A 23,439-nucleotide genomic window follows, 5' to 3' on the forward strand; every position below is an offset into this window, starting at 1 on the left:
AGTCGCGGTCAGTCGGCGTACCATTGCGTGCGCGGATCCTTGCTGCGCGCCAGGCCGATGCGGCCGTCGATCGCGGCGAGATGCTTGCCGGCGACGGCGATGGTCGCGAAGCGGACCGTTCCCTGGGCTGCATCCTCGAACCGGACGAACTGGCTGCGCAGCGCGAAATCGGCGCTGCGATCATCCTTCATCAGGCTGACCGTGCCGTCCTTGGCCGCGACCAGATAATGATCGGGCAGCAGGATGGGGGAGAGCATCACGCTCTTCGCGCCGGCGCGGCCGGGCGACTGGCGGAACTGGGTCTGGGCGAGCGCGGGATTCCCCGCGATCAGGTCGGTGCCCTGATGGGCCAGCAGCGCCTTGGGATCGGCAGCCGAGACGAACCGTTCCGGCATCGCGCCATTGCCCACGGGCACGCCGAAGTCCGGCGTGCCGTCAGCCTGGAAATAGAGGCGCTGGACGCGGGTGTGGCGGTCCGGGTTGAACAGCGGGTCGCCCTGGATCGCCTCATAGTCGCGGCCATGATAGACGAGGATGTCGCGGCCCTTCTCGTCCACGGTGAAGCTGTTGTGGCCGGGGCCATAGACGCTGGTTTCGGTGCAGGTCTTGAACACCGGCTGGGGCGACTTGGTCCAGCTCTTGGGATCGAGCAGGTCGGCATTCTCGTCCGCGGTCAGCATGCCCAGGCAATAGCGCGCGTCGGTGGCGCTGGCCGAATAGGTCATGAACAGGCGGCCGTTGCGATGCAGGACGGCGGGGGCTTCGGCCACCTTGTAGCCGCGCACTTCCCAGTCGAGCGTCGGCACGGTCAGGCGGGTCGCCTTCCCGGCCAGCTTCAGTGGCGATTCGAGCTTGGCGATGTAGAGATTGCTGTTGGTGTTGATGCCCGGTTCCTTCTGGGCCCAGGCGAAATAGCGCACGCCCTTGTGGACGAAGCTGGTCGAATCGAGGTTGAAACTGTCCCAGGGGGCCTGGAATTCGCCCAGTACGCTCCATTTGCCGGTCATCGGATCGGCGCCGTCGCATACCACGGCATAGGTGCGGATGCGGAACACGTCGTCGCCGCCGCCGCTCGGGCCGGCAGCGAAATACATATACCATTTGCCGTCGATCTGGTGGAGTTCGGGCGCCCAGATGAAGCCGGAGCGCGGGCCGCTTGCCTCATGGCGCCACAGCACCGCCTCCTCGGCGGTGGCAAGGCCGGCCAGGGTCTTGGAGCGGCGCAGCACCAGACGGTCATATTCGGGCACCGATCCGGTCATGTAATAATAGCCGTCATCGTGCAGGAAGACCTGCGCGTCGGCGCGCTGCTTGACCAGCGGATTGACCGGCACCGGGGCCGCAACGGCCGGAGCGGCGGCACCGGCGCGGGCGGCGATCGGCGCGGCCGACAAGGCGGCAGTGCTGGCAAGGAAGCCACGGCGGGACAGGGCGAAATTCATTCTTCTCTCTCCTGATGCCGCGGCGGGACGCGGCGATAGTCAGACAATTGGATCAATAATCGGCAACGGGCCAGCCGTCAGCCCCCCAGCGCACCGGGGCGATGCGCAGGGTGGGGGCGCCGTTCGCCTGTTTGTCATAGGCATGGTAGACGACATAGTCCTTGCCATCGCGATCATGCAGCCAGCCGGCATGGCCGGGGCCGCGGAAGCGCTGCTGTTCCTGCAGGTCGGCGCGCAGGAAGATGCTGCCGCCGCCTTCCATCAGCGGGCTGCCGTCCTTGCCTAGATAGGGACCGGTGATGTCCTTGGAGCGGCCCATCACGGTGTAATAGGTGCTGTTCACGCCCTTGCAGCAATAGTCATAGCTGACCATCAGCCAATAATAGCCGCCATGGTCGACGATGAAGGGCGCTTCCACCGGCGCCGGGCCGCCGGCGGGGGCAGGGCGGCGCGCGATCGAATAGGGCTTGGCCTTGGGATCCTTAGGCTTGCCGGTCCTGGGATCCAACTCGAACAGCTTGATCCCGGTCCAGAAGCTGCCGAGGCTCAGCCAGTGGCGGCCATCGCGGTCGATGATGAAATTGGGGTCGATCGCGTTATAATCATCCTCCCTGGTCGACATGACGACCAGCCCCTCGTCGCGCCAGCCGAAATTCTTCGCCTTGGGGTCCAGCGTCGGGCTGGTGGCAAGGCCGATGGCCGAGCGGTTCGAGCCGAAGGTCGAAACCGAATAATAGAGGCGGTAGCGGCCGTTCACGAAGCTGATGTCGGGCGCCCACATGCCGTTGCTGCCGGGGATCGCCTGCTTGGCCCAGTCGGGCAGGGCGGTGAAGACGGGCTTGCCGGCGGTCCAGTGGACAAGGTCGGGCGAGGTTCGCGTCTCGATCAGCCGGTCGCCATGGCCGGTGCTGAAGACATGATAGGTGCTGCCTTCGCGAATGATGACCGGGTCATGGGTGGGGACGAGGTCGCCGGTCAGGCGATCGTTGAGCGTGGTCGCGGGCTGCTCGGTTGGCGCTTGCGCAACTGCGCTGCCGGCCAGCAGGGCAAGGCTTGCCAAGGTGATGATGGTCTGCCGCATCTGCCGGCCTCTCCCCAAATTATCGGAAACGAAAAATGGGCGGGCAGCCCCGAGGAGCCGCCCACCCAGTTGGCGAAAAGCCTTATTGCAGTTCGAGCACGACCACCGACTTGGGCGGCAGCGCGACGGTCAGCGTGCCGCCGCTGACCTGTGCGCCGGTGAAGGCGACGGGCTTGACGGTTTCGGGCGCGTCGAAACTGTTGTGCGAATTGATCGCCGACGCCGTCAGGATGCGGCCGGTGACGCTGCTGGCGCTCAGGCCATCGAGCTTCACGGTGACGGTGTTGGTCTGGTTCGGGTCGAGGTTCGACAGGCCGACATGGACCTTGCCGTCCTTGCCCTTGACCGCCGAGCCGCTGACCGCCGGCATGGTGTACTGATCCTTCGCATACCAGGGGGTCTGGATGTCGATCGGCAGCACGGTGGCGTCCTGCCAGGGCTTGTACATCTCGAAGACATGATAGGTGGGCGTCAGCACCATCTTCTTGCCGTCGGTCAGGATCATCGCCTGCAGCACGTTCACCATCTGCGCGATCGCGGTCATGCGGACGCGGTCGGCATGCTTGGCGAAGATGTCGAGATGGATCGAGGCGATCAGCGCGTCGCGCAGCGTGTTCTGCTGGCGCAGGAAGCCAGGATGCGTGCCCGGATCCTGGGCATACCAGGCGCCCCATTCGTCGACCGCCAGGAAGACGCGCTTCTTGGGGTCGTACTTGTCCATGATCGCGCTGTGCTTGGTGATCAGTTCGTCCATGTGCATCGCGCCGTTGAGTGCGTCGGCCCAGCCATTTTCGTCGAAGTCGACGGCGGGTGCGCGCGGCGGCCAGCCACCGGCGGGATGGACATAATAATGGAGCGAGACGCCATCGAGCTTGTCGCCCGCGACGCGCATCATGGTTTCGGTCCAGTTATAGTCGTCGACATTGGCGCCGGCGGCGACCTTCATGATCTTGGTGCCGGCCGGCGCCTTGACGAAGGTGGCGTAGCGACGGGTTTCGTCGGCGGCGAATTCGGGGCGCATGTTGCCACCGCAACCCCACAGCTCGTTGCCGATGCCAAAATAGGGAACGGCCCAGGGCTCCTTATGGCCGTTCTTGGCGCGCAGTTCGGCAAGGCTGCCGGCGGGCGCGGTCATATATTCCACCCATTCGGCCATTTCCTGGGGCGTGCCGTTGCCGACATTGCCGGCAATATAGGCTTCGGCGCCGACCTGGCGCAGCAGCTCGAAAAATTCGTGCGTGCCGACGGTGTTGGGTTCGGTCACGCCGCCCCAATGGGTGTTGACCTTGACCGGGCGGTCCTTCTTGGGGCCGATGCCCTCACGCCAGTGATATTCGTCGGCGAAGCAGCCGCCGGGCCAGCGGATCACCGGTACCGACAGGTTGCGCAGCGCGGCGACCACGTCGTTGCGGAAACCGTTGGTGTTGGGGATGGACTTGTCGTTGCCGACCCACAGGCCGCCATAGATGCCATTGCCCAGATGCTCGGCAAACTGGGTGAAGACGCGCTTGTCATAGACGGCGCCGGGCTGGTCGGCATGGATCGTCGCCGTGGTCGGCTTGCCGCCGGTCTGGGCGTGCGCGGCTGGGGCGAGCGCGGTGGCGCACAGCAGCAGCGCGGCCGTGGTACGGCGCAGGGCTTTCAACATTCCTCTCTCCTCTCGAATGTCAGTCGTGAAATGCGTCGGTGGTTTCCCGCTTGCCGCGCAGGAAGGCGTCGGCAACCAGGCGCAGCGGGTCGGTATCGACATCGCTGCGGCCGCCGCGGATCAATGTGGCGAAGCGGCTGTAAAGGCCGGCATATTCGATATCCTCGCCATGCTCGGTGCCGCTGGGCAGCGACAGCACGGCGCCGCCATGGCTGAGCTTCAAGGGGCCGGCATCGGTCTCGACGATGATGTCCCAGCTTTGTGGGCCGGTCTGGCGCCAGTCGAGATCCATGTGGATTTCGGCGCCGGCGGTGTCGCGGAACAGCATGTCGGCGGCAATCGGCGCTGCGCGGTTTTCCGGCAGCACCAGGGTTGCGTCCTTCAGGAAGAAGGGGCGGGGCAGGATATGGGTCGCGATCGACAGGGCGTTGATGCCGGGATCGAACACGCCCAGACCGCCGGGCTGCCAGATCCAGGCCTGGCCCGGATGCCAGACGCGGACATCCTCACGCCAGATGATCGACACCTTGTCGATCCGCCGCTCGGCGAGCCAGGCGCGGGCCGGAGCGACGCCGGCGGCAAAGCGCGAATGCCAGGCCGCGAACAGGCTGGCCCCGACCTTGTCGGCGCGGGCGCTGAGCGCGGCCACTTCGGCCAGGGTCGCGCCGGGCGGCTTTTCCAGGAAGACATGGATGCCCTTGGCCAGGGCCTGCGCCGCCAGGTCGTAACGGACCTGGGGCGGGGTGCAGAGCGCGACCGCATCGACGGCCGGCCCCTGTTCCAGCAATTCGTCCAGGCTGGCATGGTGCGGCACGCCGTCCAGCCCGGCATCATGCGGGCTGACCGTCGCGGCAAGACTGAACGCGCTGTTCCCACGGATGGCGGGGACATGCTGGTCGCGTGCAATCTTGCCGATGCCGATGATCGCGATGCGGATCGGGTCCATCGCTTCAGAGCGCCTGTACGGTCACTTCGACAGGTTCGGCGCGCTTGAGCGCATTGCGCACCGGCAGGGTGAAGGGCGCGGCGATGATTTCGAACACGTCGCCTTCCTGCGTCTGCACGCCGTCGCTGAAGGACAGGGTGGCAGTGCCGAAGAAATGGACATGGACGTCGCCGGGGCGGCGGAACAGGTCATATTTGAAATGATGATGTTCCAGGTTAGCGAAGCTGTGCGACATATTGCCTTCGCCCGACAGGAACGGCTTTTCCCAGATAGTCTGGCCGTCGCGCAGGATGCGGCTGGTGCCCTCGATATGCTCGGGCGGGGTGCCGACCAGCAGTTCCGGGCCGAGCGAGGCCTGGCGGAGCTTGGAGTGGGCGAGCCACAGATAATTGTGGCGCTCGGTCACATGGTCGCTGAACTCGTTCGCGAGCGCGAGGCCGAGGCGATAGGGCATGCCGTCGGGGCCGATGATGTAGATGCCGGCGATTTCCGGTTCCTCGCCGCCATCCTTGGCAAAGGCGGGCATGGTGAGCGGATCGGTCGGGCCGACGAGCTGCGAGCCGTCACCCTTGTAGAACCATTCGGGCTGCTGGCCGGTCTGGCCGGCGGCGGGCTTGCCGCCCTCCAGCCCTTCCAGGAACATGCGCATCGAATCGGTCTGCTTTTCGACGGCGGCCGCCTCGCGGTGCATCTTGTCGCGACCCTCGGCCGAGCCGAGATGGGTGAGGCCGGTGCCGGTCAGCTGGATATGGGCGCCATCCTCATGGTCGATCGGGGCGAGCAGTTCGCCGGCCTCGAAAGCGACACCGATGTTGACAGCATCACCCTTGCCTGCGGCGGCGACCGCTTCGGCCAGGCTGATCTTGCGGTCGATGGCATGCAGCGCGAGCGCGCGGATGCTGTCGAAACCGGGAACGAAATGGGCGGTGTCACCTTCGGCCGCGATCACGGACCGGACGCCGTTTTCGGCGCGGTGCTGCAACAGACGCAATGTCATGAAAAACTCTCCTCCCGCGCGCCGATCCGTGGCGCTGGTATTGGCTAGACAATCCCGCTTTGCGCCATGCTGGCGCGCTGCCTGGAAAGGTCGGGCAATCAGCCGAATGGCGGCCGCCTTTTCCCTTTCCATCCCTTAATTACTCCGACATATTACAGGAAGATGGTAATGGCAATGATTGTCTTTTAAGAAGAGCCATGCCTGATGAGGGGCAGGCCGAGAGGAGCGTGAATGGAACAGGGGAAGCCGCCCGGAAATGGGGCAGGGGCGGACAATGGCGGAGGGGCGGCCAAGCCGACGCGCGGCCCCGGCCGCCGGCTGCATGGCGCGATCGCGCACAAGCTGGGCATGGCGATCTTGTCCGGCCAATATCAGCCCGGCGACACGCTGTCGGGCGAAGTCGCCTTTGCCGAGGAACTGGAAGTATCGCGCAGCGCCTATCGCGAGGCGATCCAGGTGCTGACCGCCAAGGGGCTGGTGGAAAGCCGGCCCAAGGCGGGCACCCGCGTGCTGCCGCGCAATCGATGGAACCTGCTGGACCCCGAAGTGCTGGCCTGGGCTTTTGCCGGCGAACCCGACATCCAGTTCGTGCGCGACCTGTTTGAGCTGCGCGCTATCGTCGAGCCTGCAGCGGCGCGGCTCGCGGCGATGCGGCGCGACAAGGAGGATCTGCGCATCATGAAGGATGCGCTGACCGCGATGCGCCGCCATACGCTGGCGACCGAGGCAGGGCGCGCGGCCGACCGCGATTTCCACAATGCGATCCTGAACGCGACGCGCAATGATGCCTTGCTGACGCTGACTGCCAGCATCGGCGCGGCGGTCAACTGGACCACCCAGTTCAAGCAGCGCGCCCGCGCCCTGCCGCGCAACCCGATTCCCGACCATGTCCGCGTCTATGATGCGATCGCGGCGGGCGATCCGGTCGCGGCGGCCGAGGCGATGGGCGTGCTGGTCGACCTGGCGCTGGAGGACACGGCGAGCACGATGGGGCGCTGAGGCGTCTGACGAAAAATGCGCGGAAGAGCGCATTTTTAAGAGCCGCACCGGCCCGCACCCCCACCCGGCCTCCCATCAGGATACCATGTCTGGGCGGCCGGGTGGGGGTGCGGGCCGGTGCGGTAGCTAACAAAACAACCCAAAGAAAAAAGGCCGGGGTGGATGTCCACCCCGGCCTTTTCTGTTGGGCTGCTGCCCCGATGATTAGTGCAGTTCCGGCTCCGGCAGCGCCTGCGTCGTCTTCGATCCCCACAGGGCGTAGAAGAGGACATAGAGTTCGCAGGCGGCGGTCAGCAGGAAGCTGGTCTGCAGGCCATAATGGTCGGCCATCCAGCCCTGCACCACGACCAGTGCGCCGCCGGCGATTGCCATCACCAGCAGGCCCGAACCTTCTTCGGTCAGCGGGCCGAGGCCCTTGATGCCCAGGGTGAAGATGGTCGGGAACATGATCGAGTGGAACAGGCCGACCAGGATCAGCGACCACATGGCGACCGGGCCGGTGGTGAAGACGGTGACCATCATCACGATGAAGGCGCCGACCGAGAAGGCGGCGAGGACATGGCCCGCGTCGAACTTCTGCATGATCGCCGAGCCCGCGAAGCGGCCGACCATCATGCCGCCCCACAGCAGCGACAGATAATTGCCGGCCTGTTCATGGGTCAGGTTGGCGATGGTGGGCTGGCTGACGAAATTGACGAACAGGTTGGCGACGCCGATTTCCGCGATCAGATAGATGAAGATCGCCGGGATGCCGAACACCAGGTTGCGGTGCGACCAGAGCGAATGCTTCTTGCGCTCTTCCTTGGCGAGGCGCGAGGTTGCGCTGCCCATGGCGGGCAGGGGGAAGCGGGCGATGACGAAGGCCAGCACCACCAGCACGATCGCGACCAGCACATAGGGCAGGATCACCGACTGGGCGTCGGCCAGGCGTTCGGCCTGGGTCAGGACGACTTCGCCCTGCGCCGTGCCGGCCTTCGACCGGCCGAGGATCAGATAGGCGCCGAACATCGGGGCCAGCATCGTGCCGGCCGAGTTCATCGCCTGCACCAGGTTGAGGCGCGACGAGGCGGTTTCCGGTTTGCCGACGACCGCGACATAGGGGTTGGCGGCGACCTGCAGCAGCGTGATGCCGCTGGCGATCACGAACAGCATGACCAGGGTCACGCCATAGGAGGGGATGGATGCGGCGACCGTCATGCCCAGCGCGCCGGCAGCCATGATCAGCAGGCCGATCACCAGCGACTTCTGATAGCCGACCCGCTCGATCAGCTTGGCCGAGGGAATCGAGGCGACGAAATAGGCGATGAACCAGACCGATTCGATCAAGGTCGTCTGGGTATAGCTCAGCTCGAACACGCTGCGCAGATGCGGCAGCAGCGTGTTGTTGATGACGGTGATGAAGCCCCACATGAAGAAGAGGCTGGCCAGCAGCGCGAGCGCGGGCCCATAACGCGTGCCGGGGTTATGCGTTGCGATCGGCGCAGCGCCTGAGGAAATCGGTCCTGCCATTCATCCTTCTCCAGTGCAGTTCCACTAGCTGACGAGACCGATCTAGGGTTGCGTCCGCTTATTTTGTCGGAGTATATCCCCCGTAACGGCCCGTCAATGGGCCTAGGTTTCACGAGAGGAAGTCCATGCGAAAGGTCGTCGATTTGAAAACAGCGCTGTCATACGCACTGGCCCTGTCGCTCGCAAGCGGCACGGCGATGGCGGCGGATGCCAGCCGCGCGCCGGCCGGCAAGCTGGCGGACGGCACCGCGATCGAGACGATCACGCTGAGCAACAGCCATGGCGTGTCGGCCAAGATCCTGAGCTATGGCGCGACGCTCCAGTCGCTGTCCGGCCCGGACAAGGACGGCAAGAGCGCCGACGTGCTGCTGGGCTATGACGATCTGGCCGGCTATGTCGACCATCCCAACTTCTTCGGCGTGACCGTGGGCCGCTATGCCAACCGCATCGCGGGCGGCAAGTTCAGCCTCGACGGCAAGGCCTATCAGCTGCCGCTCAACGACAAGGTCAATTCGCTGCATGGCGGCGGCAAGGGCTTCGACAAGCAGGTGTGGAAGGTCGTGTCGGTCAAGAGTGGCCCGGTCGCGACGCTGATACTGTCGCTGGTCAGCCCCGATGGCGATTCGGGCTATCCCGGCAAGCTGGACGTCACCGTCACCTACACGCTGGATGAAAGCGGCAATCTGGGCATCGCGTTCGACGCGAAGACCGACAAGCCGACCATCGTCAACATGACCAACCATGCGATCTTCGACCTGGGCGGCGAAGGCTCGACCGACGGCGCGCTGGGCCATGTGCTGACGATTCCGGCCAAGGCCTATACCCCGGTCGATGCCAATTTGATCCCGACCGGCGAACTGAAGCCGGTGGAAGGCGGGGTGTTCGACTTCCGCAATGGTCGCCGCGTTGCCGACGGCATCCGCGATGGCCATGATGCGCAGATCATCGCGGGCCGCGGCTATGACCATAATTTCGCGCTCGATAAGGGGCTGACCAAGACGCCGGGCCTTGCCGCGCGTCTGGAAGATCCGGCATCGGGCCGCGTGCTCGAAGTGCTGACCACCGAGCCGGGCGTGCAATTTTATACCGGCAATTTCCTGGACGGCACCTTCATCGGCAAGAACCAGCATGTGTATCGCATGGGCGACGGCATCGCGCTGGAACCGCAGAAATTCCCCGACTCGCCCAACCAGCCGAGCTTCGTTTCTGCGCGGGTCGATCCGGGCAAGCCCTATCACCACCAGATGGTCTATCGCCTGTCGGTGAAGCGCTGACATGACCGCCTGGCGCAAGATTGAACGCGGCGACATCCGCGACACGCTGGGGGAGGGGACGCTCTGGTCCGCCCGTGAAAATGCGGTCTATTGGGTCGATATCCTGGCCCCGGCGCTCAACCGGCTGTCGCTCGACGATGGCCAGGTGTCGCGCTGGGCCATGCCCGAACCGCTTGGCTGGGTGGCCGAGCGGGCGCAGGGCGGCTTCATCGGCGGCTTCCAGAGCGGCTTTGCCAGCTTCACGCTGGATCCGCTGGCGATCACGCCGATCCATGATCCCGAACCGCATCTGCCCGGCAATCGCATGAACGATGGCAAGGCGGACAAGGATGGCCGCATCTGGTGCGGCACGATGGACATGGCCGAAGGGCAGGATGTCGGCGCGCTCTATCGCCTCGATCCCGATGGTTCGGTCACGGTGATGGACGATGGCTATCGCGTGCCCAATGGCCCGGCCTTCTCGGCCTGTGGCGAATATCTCTATCATAGCGATACCGGCCGCCGGATCATGTATCGCTTCCGCCGCGGCGCGGATGGCGCGATTCACGATCGCCAGCCCTTCATCACCTTCACCGAAGCCGATGGCCATCCCGATGGCATGACGGTGGATGCCGAAGGCTATTTGTGGGTGGCCCATTGGGGCGGTTCGCGGATCAGCCGCTTCTCGCCCGAGGGTAAGCTCGATCGGGCGATCGAACTGCCGGCCAAGCAGGTGACCAACATCACCTTCGCCGGTCCCGACCTCGACCGCATGTTCGTCAGTTCGGCCGCGATCGGCCTGCCCGAATCCGACTATGACGGCGCCTTTTTCGAGGTGGAATGCGGTGTGAAGGGCCTGCCGACCAATCTCTACGCCGGCTGATACAAGCCAACCGACAGAAATAAGCCGCCGGCCTGCAAGGGCTTGGCGGCTTTTTTCATGTCCTGCGACGAGCCGTGGCAAATCGCTGTTGCAACCCCTGCGGCTACGCGCTAATGTGCAGGACAACGTTGTCACTCCCCTCTCCAAAAGGGTGGCAATGCTTCATCCCGGTCGATGGCCGGCGACTGCACGCGCTACGCTGTCGGCCGGGATGTGCCTTTTCCCTGAAATCGCTGGAAAATCGGGCACCGCTCAGGCGGGGCGGCGCAGGCGCAATGTCGCGCGCAGGCCAGGGGCGGCATCACCCAGCAGCAGTGCGCCATGATGCAGTCGTGCCACGGCCTCGACCAGCGACAGGCCCAGCCCCGATCCGGGCTTGGTGCGCGACGGGTCGAGTCGGCCGAAGCGTTTCATCGCCGCCTCATGCTGGTCGGCGGGAATGCCCGGCCCATTGTCGCTGACGCTGATGGTGAGCGCGTCGCCATCCATCGCGGCTTCAAGCGCGATACGATCGCCGCCCTCGGCATATTTCAGCGCATTCTCGATCAGATTGGCGATGGCCTGGCTCACCAGTTCGCGGTGAAGCGGGAAGGCGAGGCCAGCGGGGGCCGCGACATGGAGGGTGAAGCCGCTATCCTCGATCAGCGGGCCATAGACTTCGGCCAGATCCTCCAGCAGTTCGGCGATCGTCGTGTCGCGCATTCGGTCGCTGCCGAAACCGGCCTCGGTGCGGCTGATGAGCAGGGCGGTCGAGAGCATCCCCTGCAGCGTCTGCGCCTCGCGATGGACCTTTTCCAGCGCGTCGAGGGCCTGGTCGTCGCGGGTCTGGGTGCTGGCCTGCTCGACCACCGAGAGCAGGCGGGTGACGGGGGACTTGAGGTCATGGGCGAGGCCGTCGGTCATCATCCGCAACTGGCTGACCAGCGCGTCGATCCGCTCCAGCATGGCGTTGATCGACTGGCCCAGCCGATCGAAGGCGTCGCCGCTGCCGTCGGTCGCGACCCGGCGATGGAAGGCGCCGACGGCGACCGCATTGGCAGTGTCGGCGATCGCGGAAATCTGGCGCGTCAGTACCCGGCCGAGCAGGATCGCGATGATGAGGGTGAGCAGCAAGCTCATCAGGAAGGCGATGGTCAGCGCCTCCTCATAGATGCGGGTCAGTTGCAGGCTGTGGGACGTGACGATGCCGGCGAGCAGGCGGCCGCCATCGGGCAGGCGGGATGTGCTGACGCCGATCGGCTCGGGCTGTTCGCCGCCGATGCGGTACAGCTCGATCGTGCGCCAGGGGGTATTGTCGGGAATTGTCGTCGGCCAGGCGCCCAGATTGCCCGCGACAATCCGCCCCTGCGCATCGGTCAGCAACAGAACGATGCGCTCGCTGCGCACCGTGGGCAGGCGCCGTTCGATATCCTGGCGCAGCCCGGCCGCCCCGCGCTCCCGCGCGATCCGCAACAATTCGTCGCGCAGGTCATGGACGGCATCGCGGTCGGCGGCGACGACGGTGCGCTGGCTCGCCTGCTGCACGAACAGCAGCACGCCGCCGGTCACCAGGAACTGGCAGAGGAAGGCGAGCCCGACGAAGCGGCCGATGGTCGACCGGGCAAAGCCGCGCCAGCCGGTCGCTGCTCCAGCCGGCACCTTCGCCTCAGCCATCGAGGCCCAGGCGATAGCCCATGCCGCGCACCGTATGCAGCAGCGGCCGGTCCGATCCATCGTCCAGCTTGCGGCGCAGGCGGCTGATATGCACGTCGATCACATTGGTGCCGGGGTCGAAATGATAGTCCCACACGCCCTCCAGCAACATGGTGCGGGTGACGACCTGGTCGGGGTGGCGCAGGAAGAATTCGAGCAGGCGAAATTCGCGCGGTTGCAGGTCGATCGCCTTGCCGGCGCGCTTCACCCGGCGGGCAAGCAGGTCCATGTCGAGATCGTCATAGCGCAGGCTGGTGACGACCGCGGCATTGCCGCCGGCCTTGCGCAACAGCAACTGCACGCGCGCGAGTAGTTCGGCAAAGGCGAAGGGCTTGGTCAGATAATCGTCGGAGCCGCTGGTGAGCCCCTCGACCCGGTCCTCGGGCGTCCCGAGCGCGGAGAGGAAGATGACCGGGGTTTCGATGCTGGCGGCACGCAGCGCCTTCAGCATCGCCATGCCGTCCATCGCCGGCATCATCCGGTCGAGGATGATCGCGCCATAGCTGCCGTCGCTGGCGAGGAACAGGCCGTCGCGGCCATTGTCGGCCTGATCGACGGTAAAGCCCGCCTCGGTCATGCCCTTGACGATATAGGCGGCGGTGGCGGCATCATCCTCCACCACCAGAATCTTGTGGCTCATGCGCGCGGCCCCCTAATCTGGCGAACGGTCGAGCGCCACCATGCGGACGGCATCCTGATGCCGCAAGCCCAATATGAGATGGGCGTTGCCATGCTGGCTGAGATAGGCATTGGCCTGGTCCAGCGAGGCGATTGGCGTGCTGTCGATACGGATGAGGTCGTCGCCCACGGCGATGCCGGCGCGGGCCGCCGGGCCGCTCGATTCCATGCTGGTGACGACAAGGCCGGTGCCGGCCGGCTCGGCATTTTCCAGCGTCAATCCGGGCAGCAATTGGGCACTCGCGCCCGACACGCTGCCATGATCCTCCGCATCGCGGCGGACATGCAGGAAGAAGGCGCCGCTCATCAACGCCGCACACAGCGCCAGGCCGATCAGCAGGCGGCTGGTTGCGGTCTTGTCTATGCGCGGGGCCTCCATGTTCCTGGCCATGTCCTGAGCTGTCTTTGCGGGTAGAATGGGCGAGGCGGGGTTGCGTGTCATGTTACACTTTGTTCATGCCGGGGACCGCTGCAGCGGGTGTGACCGAGACGCGGCCCGACCGTTCCAGCTTGCCCCATCCCACGACCCAGCCGCCAATGGCCGATGCGATGGCGCGGACGACGACCCAATACATGATCTGGCGATAGACGAAGCGCTGGGCGACCAGCAGATGGGCGGGGTAGCGCACCTTGTTGCCGTCCAGCCGATAAGCCATCCAGCCGCAGGCGATGTCGATGCCGGTGAACACCAGCCAATAGAGCGCCATGGTCGCAACGTCGCCGCTGGTCTGGGCCCAGCCATGCTGCTGCACGCGCAGGATCGTCCCGGCGATCGACAGCAGCAGCGCCAGATCGATCAGCGGCGAGATGGCGGCAAAGACGATCTGGAACAGCCAGGCCTGCGGCATGCCGACCAGCGCGAGGCCAGTGGGCTTGCGGCTGCGCAGGATGGCGGCGTGCTTCCACAGACATTGCAGCGTGCCGAAGGCCCAGCGATAGCGCTGCTTCGACAGCGCCTTGAAGCTTTCGGGTGCCTCGGTCCAGGCAATCGCCTCGGGATCGAAGGTGACGCGCCAGCCGGCGCGCTGGATCGCGATGGTCAGATCCTGATCCTCGGCAAGCGTGTCTTCGGGATAGCCGCCCACGGCATCCAGCGCCGCCCGGCGCCAGGCACCGACGGCGCCGGGCACCACCGTCATGGCGTCGAAGCCGGCGAGCGCGCGCCGCTCCAGATTCTGCGCAGTAATATATTCCAGCGCCTGCCAGCGGGTGACGAGATTGACCCGGTTGCCGACACGGGCGTCACCCGCCACCGCGCCGATGGCGGGATCGGCGAACCAGCGCGCCAGCCGCGCGATCGTCAGCGGCTCGAACTGGGTGTCGGCGTCGAGCGCGATCAATATCTCGCCGGTGGCTTCGGTCAGGGCGCGGTTGAGCGCCGCCGCCTTGCCGCCATTCTGCAAGGTCAGCAGGGTGACGCGCGGATCGTCGGCAAAGGCGCGGGCGACGATGGCGCTGGTTTCGTCCTTCGACCCGTCGTCGGCGACGATCAACTGCAATGCGGGATAGTCGCTGGCCAGCACGCGGCGCACCGACGCCTCGATCACCCGCGCCTCATTATAGGCGGGAATGATGACCGAGACGGTTGGCTGATAGACGGGCGGAGCCGGGCGGTCGCGGCGGGTCTGGAACCAGGCGAGGAAGGTCATCAGCAGCGCGCGGGCAATGCCGAGCGAGATGGCGACATAGAATATCCAGCCGAGCAGGGCCGAGATGAGGGCGAGCGTGATGAACATGCCGACATCGACGCGCACGGCGGTCAGGTCGCCGGCACGGACCGGCGGCATCGCCGCTTCGCGCGACAGGCCGGCAAGACGCGACACCGGCACGAAGCGATAGCCTTCCTTCTGCAGGGTCGTGATGATCTGCGGCAGGGCCGCGACCGTCTGCGACCGTTCGCCGCCACCGTCGTGCAGCAGGATGATATTCCCGGACCGCTCGGTATCGGCGGCATGGACCTGATCGATCACCTGGTGAACGATCGTATCGGTGCCCGGCCGCTGCCAGTCATTGGGATCGACGTGCAGGCCGACGACCGTATAGCCCGCCTTCTGCGCTGCCAGTGCCGGACCCAGTTCGTCCGCCGTGGTCGGTTCGGCGTCGCCGAAATAGGGCGCGCGGAACAGCTTCATGCTGCGCCCGGTATAGGCCTGGACCAGCCGCTGGGTGGCGTTGAGTTCGAGGCGGGTGCTCTCGTCCGACCAGGTGGCAAGGTTGGGATGGCTGTAGCTATGGTTGCCGATCTCGTCGCCGTCGGCGACGATCCGCTGCAACAGGCCGGGATGCTCAAGTGCATTTTCGCCGATGACGAAGAAGGTGCCGGGCACATGATGCTGTTCCAGCACCGACGGGATTTTCGGCGTCCAGGTCGCGTCCGGGCCATCGTCGAAGGTCAGCGCCAGCATCTTGGGCTGGGCGCCGCCGGTCCGCCGCACCTGATAGGGGGTGGGCAGGACATGATAGGTTTCGCGCAAGATCGTCCCCTGCGGGCCGAAGGCGATCGAGCGGCTGCCATCGGTCGGCGTTGCGGTGATGCGCAATATCTCGCCCGATCCCTCGACATCGGTGTCGAGCTTGCTCGCGACCTGACGCAGGTCGGGCCGGCTGCCGTTGCGGAAGGCGGTGAGATCGGACCAGATGCCCGGATCCTCGCTGCCCAGCCGCCACAGCGCCACGCCCTGGATGCCGAGGCGACGGAGCGCCTGCAACTCGTTCCAGCTGGCGGCGGCATCGAGCATCCAGACCTGATGGCGATGGCCGTCATCATCATAGGCGAAGCCGGCATTGCCGCTGGCGGGATCGAAGCTGACCGGGGCGTCGCTGTCATGGGCGGCGAGCCAGGCCTCGTCGAGCGACAGGGCGTCGGCGCCGCCATCATGCCAGTCATAGGCATAGCTGCCGAGCGCGACGATGATGCGATCGCGGCCGACGCGGCGGCTGGCATCCTCGACCGCGCGGGCGAACCAGTCCTGCGCCGCGATCGGGCCGGGCGTGCCGCCCTGCCAATGCTGGTCATAGGCCATGAAGATGACATGGTCGGCGACCTGGCCGAGGCGGGCGAGCGGCCATTCCTCGCCAGCCGGGGCGGTGACGGCCAGCTTGGCGCGGGCGGGCAGGTCGCTGCGCAGCTGACGCAGGAAATGGAGATAGGCGGGCAGCGCGCCGGACGGCAGCGATTCAAAGTCCATCACCAGTCCGGCATCATGATGTGCCGCGACCGAGGCGGCGAGCCGCTGGGCGAGCTGGCGGCTGGCGGCCGGATTGGCGAGCAGACGGGCGGTGCCGGCGCCGTTCCAGCCATGGGCATCCAGATTCTGGACCATCGGCAGCAGCTTGGGCGGTCGGCCCATGCTCGCGATCATCTGGTCGAGGCGCGGGTCGGCATGGAAACGGGGCGCGGGATCGCTGCCGGGCACGGTCACCAACGCGGGCACGACCCAGTCGAGCTGGCCGACATGACGGCGCAGCGAGGCGATGCTGCTTTCTTCATCGGGGACATAGAAGCCGACATTGAGCGGGCGGGCCTGTGCGACATGGCCGGGCCAGCGCGGCAGCCATTTGGACAGGTCATGGCGCAGCCGCGACATGCCGGTCAGATGCGCGGCGCGTGGCTGGGGTAAAGGCAGCGCCAGATCGCCTTCCGACGGGACGGCGATCAGCGTCGTCGCAAAGGCGATGGTGGCGGCGATGATGGCGCACAGCAGGGCGGCGAGGGCACGCCGCGCCCAGATGCCGCGCCGGCCGGTGGGATCGAAGAAAATTGGTCTGGTCATGGCCTGTGGTCCGCGCGTCGCTACTCCTCTGCGACGATGACGCGGCAATAGGCCGGCCCGGCTTCCCGCCGGATGATCCCATCATGAAATCTTGGTCATGAACCTTATCGCGCGGTCCAGCGATCAGCGAGGCGCACCGGCTTCCACAGGTCGGGGCCCATCAACAGCAGCGCCATCCCGCCGCTGGCACAAAGAAAGGCCAGCGCGGCGAGCGACAATTGGCCGATGGTGACCGCTGGATGGCCATGGGCGAGCGCAGCCAAGGCGCGCCCTTCGGGCCAGAGCGTGGCCAGCAAGGCGAGGCCGAGCAGGCGCAGGCCGATCTTCAAGGTCCAGCGGGGACGCCAATTATGCATCACGTGCCGCCTCCGTTGCGGCGGCATCGCAATTAAGCGGACGGGCATAGGGATGCGAGACAGGGAACCGGCAGATTGCGTAGGGATTTCATAGCATTTGAAGCTGATGCAGGCCGTCCGGGCTGGAATCATATGCGAATCCTATGCCGAGGAGGGCAGACCCCTATGGTTTTCAAATGGCCTTTCATGGCATGGCGGCCCGATAGAAAGACGAAGGGCACGCATAGATGACTGAACAGGGGGATCCGGCCGCAGGCCAGGATCGCACGCCGCACGGCCGACCGGCTGCGCTTGCGCTCGGTGCGCTGGGCGTGGTGTTCGGCGACATCGGCACCTCGCCGCTCTATGCGCTCAAGGAAAGCTTCGTCGGCCATCACCCGCTGGCGGTCGATCCGCTGCATATCTATGGCGTCCTCTCGCTGATCTTCTGGACGATGACGCTGATCGTCACCGTCAAATATGTGTTCATCGTCATGCGCGCCGACAATGATGGCGAAGGCGGCAGCATGGCGCTGCTGGCGCTGATCGGCCGGCGGCTGGGCGAGACCCGCTGGACCCCGGCGATCGCGATGCTGGGGGTGCTGGCGACCGCGCTCTTCTATGGCGACGCGATCATCACACCGGCCATTTCGGTGCTGTCGGCGGTCGAGGGCCTGACCATCGTGCAGGCGAGCCTGGCGGATATGGTGCTGCCGATCGCGATCCTGATCCTGATCGCACTATTCCTGATCCAGCGCTTCGGCACGGCGATGGTCGGCATGGCCTTTGGCCCGATCATGGCGATCTATTTCATCACGCTCGCCGCGCTCGGTATCGTCAATGTCATGCAGCACCCCGAAATCATCGGCATCGTCAATCCGCTCTGGGCGATCCGCTTCTTCGCGATCGACCCCAAGCTCGCCTTCCTGGCGCTCGGCTCGGTCGTGCTGGCGGTGACGGGGGCGGAGGCGCTCTATGCCGATATGGGCCATTTCGGGCGCAAGGCGATCAGCATCGCCTGGCTCTATGCCGCCTTCCCCTGCCTGATGCTCAACTATCTGGGGCAGGGGGCGTTGCTGCTCGACAATCCGGCGGCGGCACAGAATCCATTCTTCCTGATGGCGCCGGACTGGGCGCGTCTGCCGCTGGTGATCCTGGCCACCATGGCGACGATCATCGCCAGCCAGGCGGTGATCTCCGGGGCCTTCTCCGTCACGCAGCAGGCGGTGCAGCTGGGCTTCCTGCCACGCCTGCGCATCCTGCACACCAGCGCCTCGGCCGCCGGCCAAATCTATGTGCCGCTGATCAACTGGCTGCTGCTGATCTTCGTCATCCTGCTGGTGCTGGGCTTTGGCAACAGCAGCAACCTGGCGGCCGCCTATGGCATCGCAGTGACCGGCACGATGGTCATCACCGCCTGCATGCTGGGCGTGCTGACCTTCAGCGTATGGCGCTGGCCACTGCCGGCGGCGGCGGGCGTCACCGGCTTGTTCCTGATCATCGACGGCGCCTATTTCGCGTCGAACGTGACCAAGATCCCCGATGGCGGATGGTTCCCGCTGCTGGTCGCGGCGGTGGTCTTCACCGTGCTGACCACCTGGGCGACCGGGCGGCGGATCATGCGCCATTATCTGCGCGAAGGGGCGATGGAGCTGGACCTGTTCGTGCGATCGACGCTGGCCTCGCTCAAGCGCGTGCCGGGGACGGCGATCTTCCTCTCCTCCACCACCGACGGCGTGCCGCCAGCGCTGCTGCACAATGTGAAGCATAACAAGGTGCTGCACGAACGGGTCATCATCCTGACCGTGCGCACCCAGGGCGTGCCGTATTTGCCGCTGCAGGGGCGCACGACGGTGGAGGATCATGGATCGGGCTTTTACCGGCTTATCCTGCGTCACGGCTTCATGGAGGATGTGGATATTCCAGCGGCGATGAAGTCGGTCCACGACTGTGGTGGACCGATCAGCGTCAAGGACACCAGCTATTTCCTCAGCCGCCAGACGCTGATCCCGTCGGAACGGCCGGGCATGGCGATGTGGCGCGAAAAGCTGTTCGCCTGGATGATCCGCAATGCCGAAAGCCCGATGGCCTTCTTCAACCTGCCGACCAACCGCGTGGTCGAGCTTGGGTCGCAGATCGAGATCTAAGGCTTTCCTCGTTGCCGTCATCCTGACGAAAGTCAGGATCCATTCGGCGCTACGGCTGTGAGGAAGCTCTGAATGGATCCCGGATCAAGTCCGGGATGACGATCGGAGAGAAGTCAGTCTGCACCCTGTTTCAGGCGGTAGCCGATCCCCAGTTCATTGCTGATGATCTGGGGCCGCTGCGGGTCGGCCTCCAGCTTCTGGCGCAGGCCGCGCACCAGCACGCGCAGATATTCGACATGATGGGCATGTTCGTTGGGCCAGACATGGTCCATGATCTGCTTGTGGGTGATGACCCGGCCGGGAAAGCGCGCCAGCTGCTCCAGCACGCCATATTCCTTGGGCGTAAGATGCACTTCGACTCCGCCCTTCGTGACGATATGGGCGACCAGGTCGATCGTCAGGTCGCCGGCCGTCACCTTGGTCGATCCGCCATCGCGCGTCATCCTATTGCGCAGCGCCACCCGCACGCGGGCAAGCAGTTCGTCGGTGTCGAACGGCTTGGTCAGATAATCGTCGGCGCCCAGGTCCAGCGCGGCGACCTTCTCGTCGGTGGCGTCGCGCGCCGACACGATGATCAGCGTCGTGTCGCTTTCCTTCTTGATGATCGGCACCAGCTCCAGCCCGTCGCGATCGGGCAGGCCCAGGTCCAGCAGGGTGATGTCGGGCCGCTCGCTGCGCAGCTTGTCCAGCGCCTCGCGCGCGGTCTGCGCCTCGATCGTGGCATAATCGGCGCGGGCGAGGGCGGCCTGGATCAGCCGGCGGATCTGCGGTTCGTCGTCGACGATCAGCAGGCTGTGGCGCGGCTTCATGCGATGTCCTTTTCCATGATATCGGTGAGGATGAGGGATTGGGGAATGTGCAGGGTGAAGCAGGCGCCGGGCGGGGCGGCAACGGTGCGCGCCGATACGCTGAGCCCCATCGCCTCGGCAAAGGCCTTGACGATGGCGAGGCCAAGGCCGGTGCCGGTCTTCGACCGATCCGATCCTTCCAACCGGGTGAAGGTGTCGAACACCCGCGCCTCCATGCCGGCCGGGATGCCCGGCCCCTGGTCGATCACCGACAGGCTGATGGCGTCGGGCTCGCGCAGGCTGCGCACGGTCACGGGTGTGCCGGGATCGCCATAGCGGCCGGCATTGTCGAGCAGGTTGATGAGGATATGGTGCAGCAGCACCGGGTCGACCCGGACCAGCGGGATGTCGGGTGGGATCTGCACGTCGAGCTGGCGATCGGCCAGCGCGCTGCGGCTGTCATGGGCGGCGCTGGCGACCGCATCGAACAGGTCGGTCGCCTCCGCCCGCATCGGCAGTGCGCCGGCCTCCACCCGCGCCATGTCGAGTAGATTGGCGACGAAGCGGGACAGGCGCTGGGCCTCGCCATCCAGCGTATCGATCAGTTCGGGCGAGGGGTGGGTGCGCATCTCGCGCGTCGCCGAGATAATGGTGGTGAGCGGCGTGCGCAGATCATGGCTGACCGAGGAAAGCAGGGCGGAGCGCAGCCGGTCCCGCTCGCGAATCTGTCCGGCTTCCAGCATCGCCTCCTCCAGCGCCATGCGGTCGAGCGCGATCGCGGCCTGGTCGATCAGGCTCATCAGCAGCGGGAACTGATCGGATCGGACCGGTTCGCCGGCATCCTCGCGGGCCAGGCCGATCACGGCCAGCACCGCGTCCTTGGCCGTCACCGGCAGGAACAGCCAGTCCGACGCGGTGAGGGTGGAGGAGCCGCGCCCGGCCGGCTCGCCATGCTCCATTGCCCAGCGGGCGGCGGCGCGCTCGATCTCGTCCAGCCGGTCCTCGGGCGGATAGGCGGCGCGCAATTGCGGCCCTTCATCCGACGGGATCATCAGCACGGCTCGCACGTCGAACAGCCGGGCGATCTCGGCGCAGATGGCGTGGCGGATTTCCTCCAGGCTGGGGGAGGCGGTCAGCTGGCGCGAGAAGCCGGCCAGCGTTGCATTCTGCCGCGCACTGAATTGGGCCAGCACCGACTGGGCATGCATCCGCGCGGCAAACTGGCTGGTCACCACCGCCACGCCCAGGAAGACGAGGATGGAGATGACATTTTCCGGATTGCTGACGGTCAGCGTGCCGGTCGGCGGCAGGAAGAAGAAATTATAGGCAAGGCTGGAGGCCAGGCCGGTGGCAAGACCCGTGCGCAGGCCATGGCTGGCCGCCGCGAACATCACCGGCACCAGATAGAGAAGGGCGATGTTGCCGAGGTCGATCACCTCCAGCATCAGCCGGCCGAGCAGGGTCATGCCGATCACCGCCAGCATCGACCAGACATAGCCGATCGGGTCGCCCCAATGGCCGCTGCTGGCGGCGCGCGGGCGCGGCGCGCTTTCCTCGCCGGGCATGACATGGACGGCGACCGGGCCGATGTCGCGCACCAGCCGGTCGACCACCGACCCATGGCGCAATTCGAACCACCAACTGCGCGCCGACTTGCCGATCACGATCTGGGTAGCGCGCGCGTCGGCGGCGAAACCGCGCAGACCGTCGGCGACGCTGGGGGCGGGGATGGAGGCGGTTTCGGCGCCCAGGCGGGAGGCGAGGGCAAGCGTATCGGCCAGACGCTGCCGGTCCTCGTCCGACAGCTGCGGCCCACGCGGGGTTTCGATATGGATGGCGGTCCAGGGCGCGCGCAGCGCATCGGCCAGCCGCTTGGCGGAACGGACCAGACCGGCGGCGCTCGGCTGTTCGCTCACCGCCACGATCACCCGCTCGCCGGCGGCGAAGCTGCCCGCCAGCGCATGGGCGCGGACATAATCGAGCATCTGGGCATCGACCGCCTGGGCGGCGCGGCGCAGCGCCAGTTCGCGCAGGGCGGTCAGGTTCGACTTGGAAAAGAAATGGTTGAGGGCGCGGCTGGCTTCCTGCGGGATATAGACCTTGCCGTCCTTCAGCCGCTCGATCAGCTCGTCGGGCGGAATGTCCACCACTTCGATCTCGGCATGTTCCAGGATCGAATCGGGCACCGTTTCCCGCACGCGGACGCGGGTGAAGGAGGCGACGACGTCGTTGAGGCTTTCGACATGCTGGATGTTGATCGTCGAATAGACGTCGATGCCGGCGCCCAGCAATTCCTCGACATCCTGATAGCGTTTGGGGTGGCGGCTGCCCGGCGCATTGCTGTGCGCGAGTTCATCGACCAGCGCCAGCTGCGGATGGCGCGCCAGGATCGCGTCGATATCCATCTCGCCCAGGCTGTGGCCCTGATGGTCGACGGTGCGGCGGGGGATGATCTCATGACCATGGACCAGCGCTTCGGTCTCACGCCGGCCATGGGTCTCCACCACGCCGACGACGACATCGACGCCTGCCTCGCGCCGCTGCCGTCCTTCGGTCAGCATCTCCCATGTCTTGCCCACCCCCGGCGCGGCGCCGAGAAAGACCTTCAGGCGGCCACGGCCTTCCTGCGCAGCTGCGCGCAGGAAGGCTTCTGGATCAGGGCGATGCTGTTCGTTCACTTGGTCCGTTTAGCTTCAATTGCATCCAGCCGTCGATTGAGATCGAACAGATTGACGCGGGGTTCGCCGATGAAGCCCAGCAGGGGCTGCTCGATGCTCTGTTCTACCAGGCTGCGGACGCGCGCCGCATCGATCCCGCGCGCAGCGGCGACGCGATCGACCTGATAAAAAGCTGCCTCGGGGCTGATATGGGGGTCAAGCCCCGAGGCAGAGGTGGTCACCAGATCGGACGGAACAAAACGACCAGGTGTAGCAGCTTGAAGAGTCTCGACGTCGGTCTTGACGCGGTCGGCCAGCGCCTGGCTGGTCGGACCATAGTTGGAGCCGGAGGAGGCAAGGCCGTCATAGCCCTTGCCCGCCGCCGACGGACGGCTGTGGAAATAGATGTCCGAGGTGAAGGCCTGACCAATGATGGTCGAACCGACGACCTTGCCCTGATCCTCGACCAGGCTGCCATTGGCCTGGGACGGGAACACCGCCTGGCCGATGCCGGTCAGCGCCAGCGGATAGGCAATGCCCAGCAGCAGGGCGAAGAGCAGCGTCATGGTCAGGGCCGGACGCAAAGCGGATTTGAAATCGGTAAACATGGA

Annotated in this window: 18 protein-coding genes; 4 read left to right on the forward strand and 14 right to left on the reverse strand. The window is 65.9% G+C overall.

All coding sequences use genetic code 11. The features are described from left to right. Positions 1-8 precede the first annotated feature (8 nt). The 5 genes from BRX37_RS02190 to araD1 all read right to left on the reverse strand — a co-directional run bounded on the left by BRX37_RS02190 (position 9) and on the right by araD1 (position 6,114). A complete protein-coding gene (locus BRX37_RS02190; protein WP_010338083.1) occupies positions 9-1,442 on the reverse strand; it encodes a glycoside hydrolase family 43 protein in 1,434 nt (477 codons plus the stop codon). 52 nt (positions 1,443-1,494) lie between these two features. Then, positions 1,495-2,523 (reverse strand): arabinan endo-1,5-alpha-L-arabinosidase, encoded by a 1,029-nt coding sequence (locus tag BRX37_RS02195; RefSeq protein WP_125985345.1) that lies wholly within the window; start codon positions 2,521-2,523, stop codon positions 1,495-1,497. Positions 2,524-2,605: 82 nt separating this feature from the next. After that, positions 2,606-4,171, reverse strand: a complete 1,566-nt coding sequence (locus tag BRX37_RS02200) for an alpha-N-arabinofuranosidase (protein ID WP_125985346.1) — start codon at positions 4,169-4,171, stop codon at positions 2,606-2,608. Between the two features lie 19 nt (positions 4,172-4,190). After that, on the reverse strand, positions 4,191-5,117 hold the full coding sequence (locus tag BRX37_RS02205) for a Gfo/Idh/MocA family protein (RefSeq protein WP_004208497.1): 927 nt from the start codon (positions 5,115-5,117) through the stop codon (positions 4,191-4,193). Between the two features lie 4 nt (positions 5,118-5,121). Continuing rightward, positions 5,122-6,114, reverse strand: coding sequence for an AraD1 family protein (gene araD1 / locus BRX37_RS02210; protein ID WP_097385737.1), 993 nt, complete (start codon positions 6,112-6,114; stop codon positions 5,122-5,124). Positions 6,115-6,345: 231 nt separating this feature from the next. On the opposite strand from araD1, the gene BRX37_RS02215 reads away from it, so the two are divergent. Beyond that, complete coding sequence (locus BRX37_RS02215) at positions 6,346-7,113, forward strand: FadR/GntR family transcriptional regulator (RefSeq protein ID WP_010338088.1); 768 nt, start codon at positions 6,346-6,348, stop codon at positions 7,111-7,113. Positions 7,114-7,317: 204 nt separating this feature from the next. On the opposite strand, the gene BRX37_RS02220 is transcribed toward BRX37_RS02215, so the two are convergent. Beyond that, the gene (locus tag BRX37_RS02220) at positions 7,318-8,622 is read right to left on the reverse strand and encodes a sugar MFS transporter (protein ID WP_125985347.1); all 1,305 of its coding nucleotides are present in this window, start codon (positions 8,620-8,622) and stop codon (positions 7,318-7,320) included. Between the two features lie 125 nt (positions 8,623-8,747). On the opposite strand from BRX37_RS02220, the gene BRX37_RS02225 reads away from it, so the two are divergent. Both BRX37_RS02225 and BRX37_RS02230 read left to right on the forward strand, forming a co-directional pair. Then, positions 8,748-9,896: an aldose epimerase family protein gene (locus BRX37_RS02225; RefSeq protein ID WP_099232317.1), complete on the forward strand. Its 1,149-nt coding sequence runs from the start codon at positions 8,748-8,750 to the stop codon at positions 9,894-9,896. A 1-nt stretch (position 9,897) separates the two neighbouring features. Further along, on the forward strand, positions 9,898-10,758 hold the full coding sequence (locus BRX37_RS02230) for an SMP-30/gluconolactonase/LRE family protein (protein WP_125985348.1): 861 nt from the start codon (positions 9,898-9,900) through the stop codon (positions 10,756-10,758). 252 nt (positions 10,759-11,010) lie between these two features. On the opposite strand, the gene BRX37_RS02235 is transcribed toward BRX37_RS02230, so the two are convergent. From BRX37_RS02235 to BRX37_RS02255, 5 genes are all read right to left on the reverse strand, one after another. After that, the gene (locus BRX37_RS02235) at positions 11,011-12,411 is read right to left on the reverse strand and encodes a sensor histidine kinase (RefSeq protein WP_125985349.1); all 1,401 of its coding nucleotides are present in this window, start codon (positions 12,409-12,411) and stop codon (positions 11,011-11,013) included. Then, entirely contained in the window at positions 12,404-13,090 is a 687-nt protein-coding gene (locus BRX37_RS02240; RefSeq protein ID WP_037508266.1) for a winged helix-turn-helix domain-containing protein, read from the reverse strand. The genes BRX37_RS02235 and BRX37_RS02240 overlap by 8 nt, the downstream gene beginning before the upstream one ends. A gap of 12 nt (positions 13,091-13,102) precedes the next feature. Further along, positions 13,103-13,519 (reverse strand): PDZ domain-containing protein, encoded by a 417-nt coding sequence (locus BRX37_RS02245; protein WP_318276564.1) that lies wholly within the window; start codon positions 13,517-13,519, stop codon positions 13,103-13,105. Between the two features lie 52 nt (positions 13,520-13,571). After that, the gene (locus BRX37_RS02250) at positions 13,572-16,901 is read right to left on the reverse strand and encodes a trifunctional glycoside hydrolase family 18/polysaccharide deacetylase/glycosyltransferase family 2 protein (RefSeq protein WP_125985350.1); all 3,330 of its coding nucleotides are present in this window, start codon (positions 16,899-16,901) and stop codon (positions 13,572-13,574) included. A gap of 104 nt (positions 16,902-17,005) precedes the next feature. Next, entirely contained in the window at positions 17,006-17,257 is a 252-nt protein-coding gene (locus BRX37_RS02255) for a hypothetical protein (RefSeq protein ID WP_010338096.1), read from the reverse strand. A 227-nt stretch (positions 17,258-17,484) separates the two neighbouring features. Here BRX37_RS02255 and BRX37_RS02260 point away from each other — a divergent pair, with 227 nt between their 5' ends. Beyond that, entirely contained in the window at positions 17,485-19,383 is a 1,899-nt protein-coding gene (locus BRX37_RS02260) for a potassium transporter Kup (RefSeq protein ID WP_125985351.1), read from the forward strand. 113 nt (positions 19,384-19,496) lie between these two features. Here the strand turns inward: BRX37_RS02260 and BRX37_RS02265 are convergent, their stop codons facing one another. From BRX37_RS02265 to kdpC, 3 genes are read right to left on the reverse strand one after another with little or no spacing between them, the layout of a single operon-like run. Further along, positions 19,497-20,192 (reverse strand): response regulator, encoded by a 696-nt coding sequence (locus BRX37_RS02265; protein ID WP_004208485.1) that lies wholly within the window; start codon positions 20,190-20,192, stop codon positions 19,497-19,499. Then, positions 20,189-22,849 carry a sensor histidine kinase gene (locus BRX37_RS02270; RefSeq protein WP_125985352.1) on the reverse strand — a complete coding sequence of 887 codons (2,661 nt, stop codon included), beginning with the start codon at positions 22,847-22,849 and terminating at the stop codon, positions 20,189-20,191. The genes BRX37_RS02265 and BRX37_RS02270 overlap by 4 nt, the downstream gene beginning before the upstream one ends. Further along, the gene (gene kdpC / locus BRX37_RS02275) at positions 22,846-23,436 is read right to left on the reverse strand and encodes a potassium-transporting ATPase subunit KdpC (protein WP_125985353.1); all 591 of its coding nucleotides are present in this window, start codon (positions 23,434-23,436) and stop codon (positions 22,846-22,848) included. The genes BRX37_RS02270 and kdpC overlap by 4 nt, the downstream gene beginning before the upstream one ends. Between the last annotated feature and the right edge of the window lie 3 nt (positions 23,437-23,439).

It is taken from the genome of Sphingomonas sp. S-NIH.Pt3_0716, assembly GCF_003950715.1.
GTDB lineage: Bacteria > Pseudomonadota > Alphaproteobacteria > Sphingomonadales > Sphingomonadaceae > Sphingobium > Sphingobium yanoikuyae_A.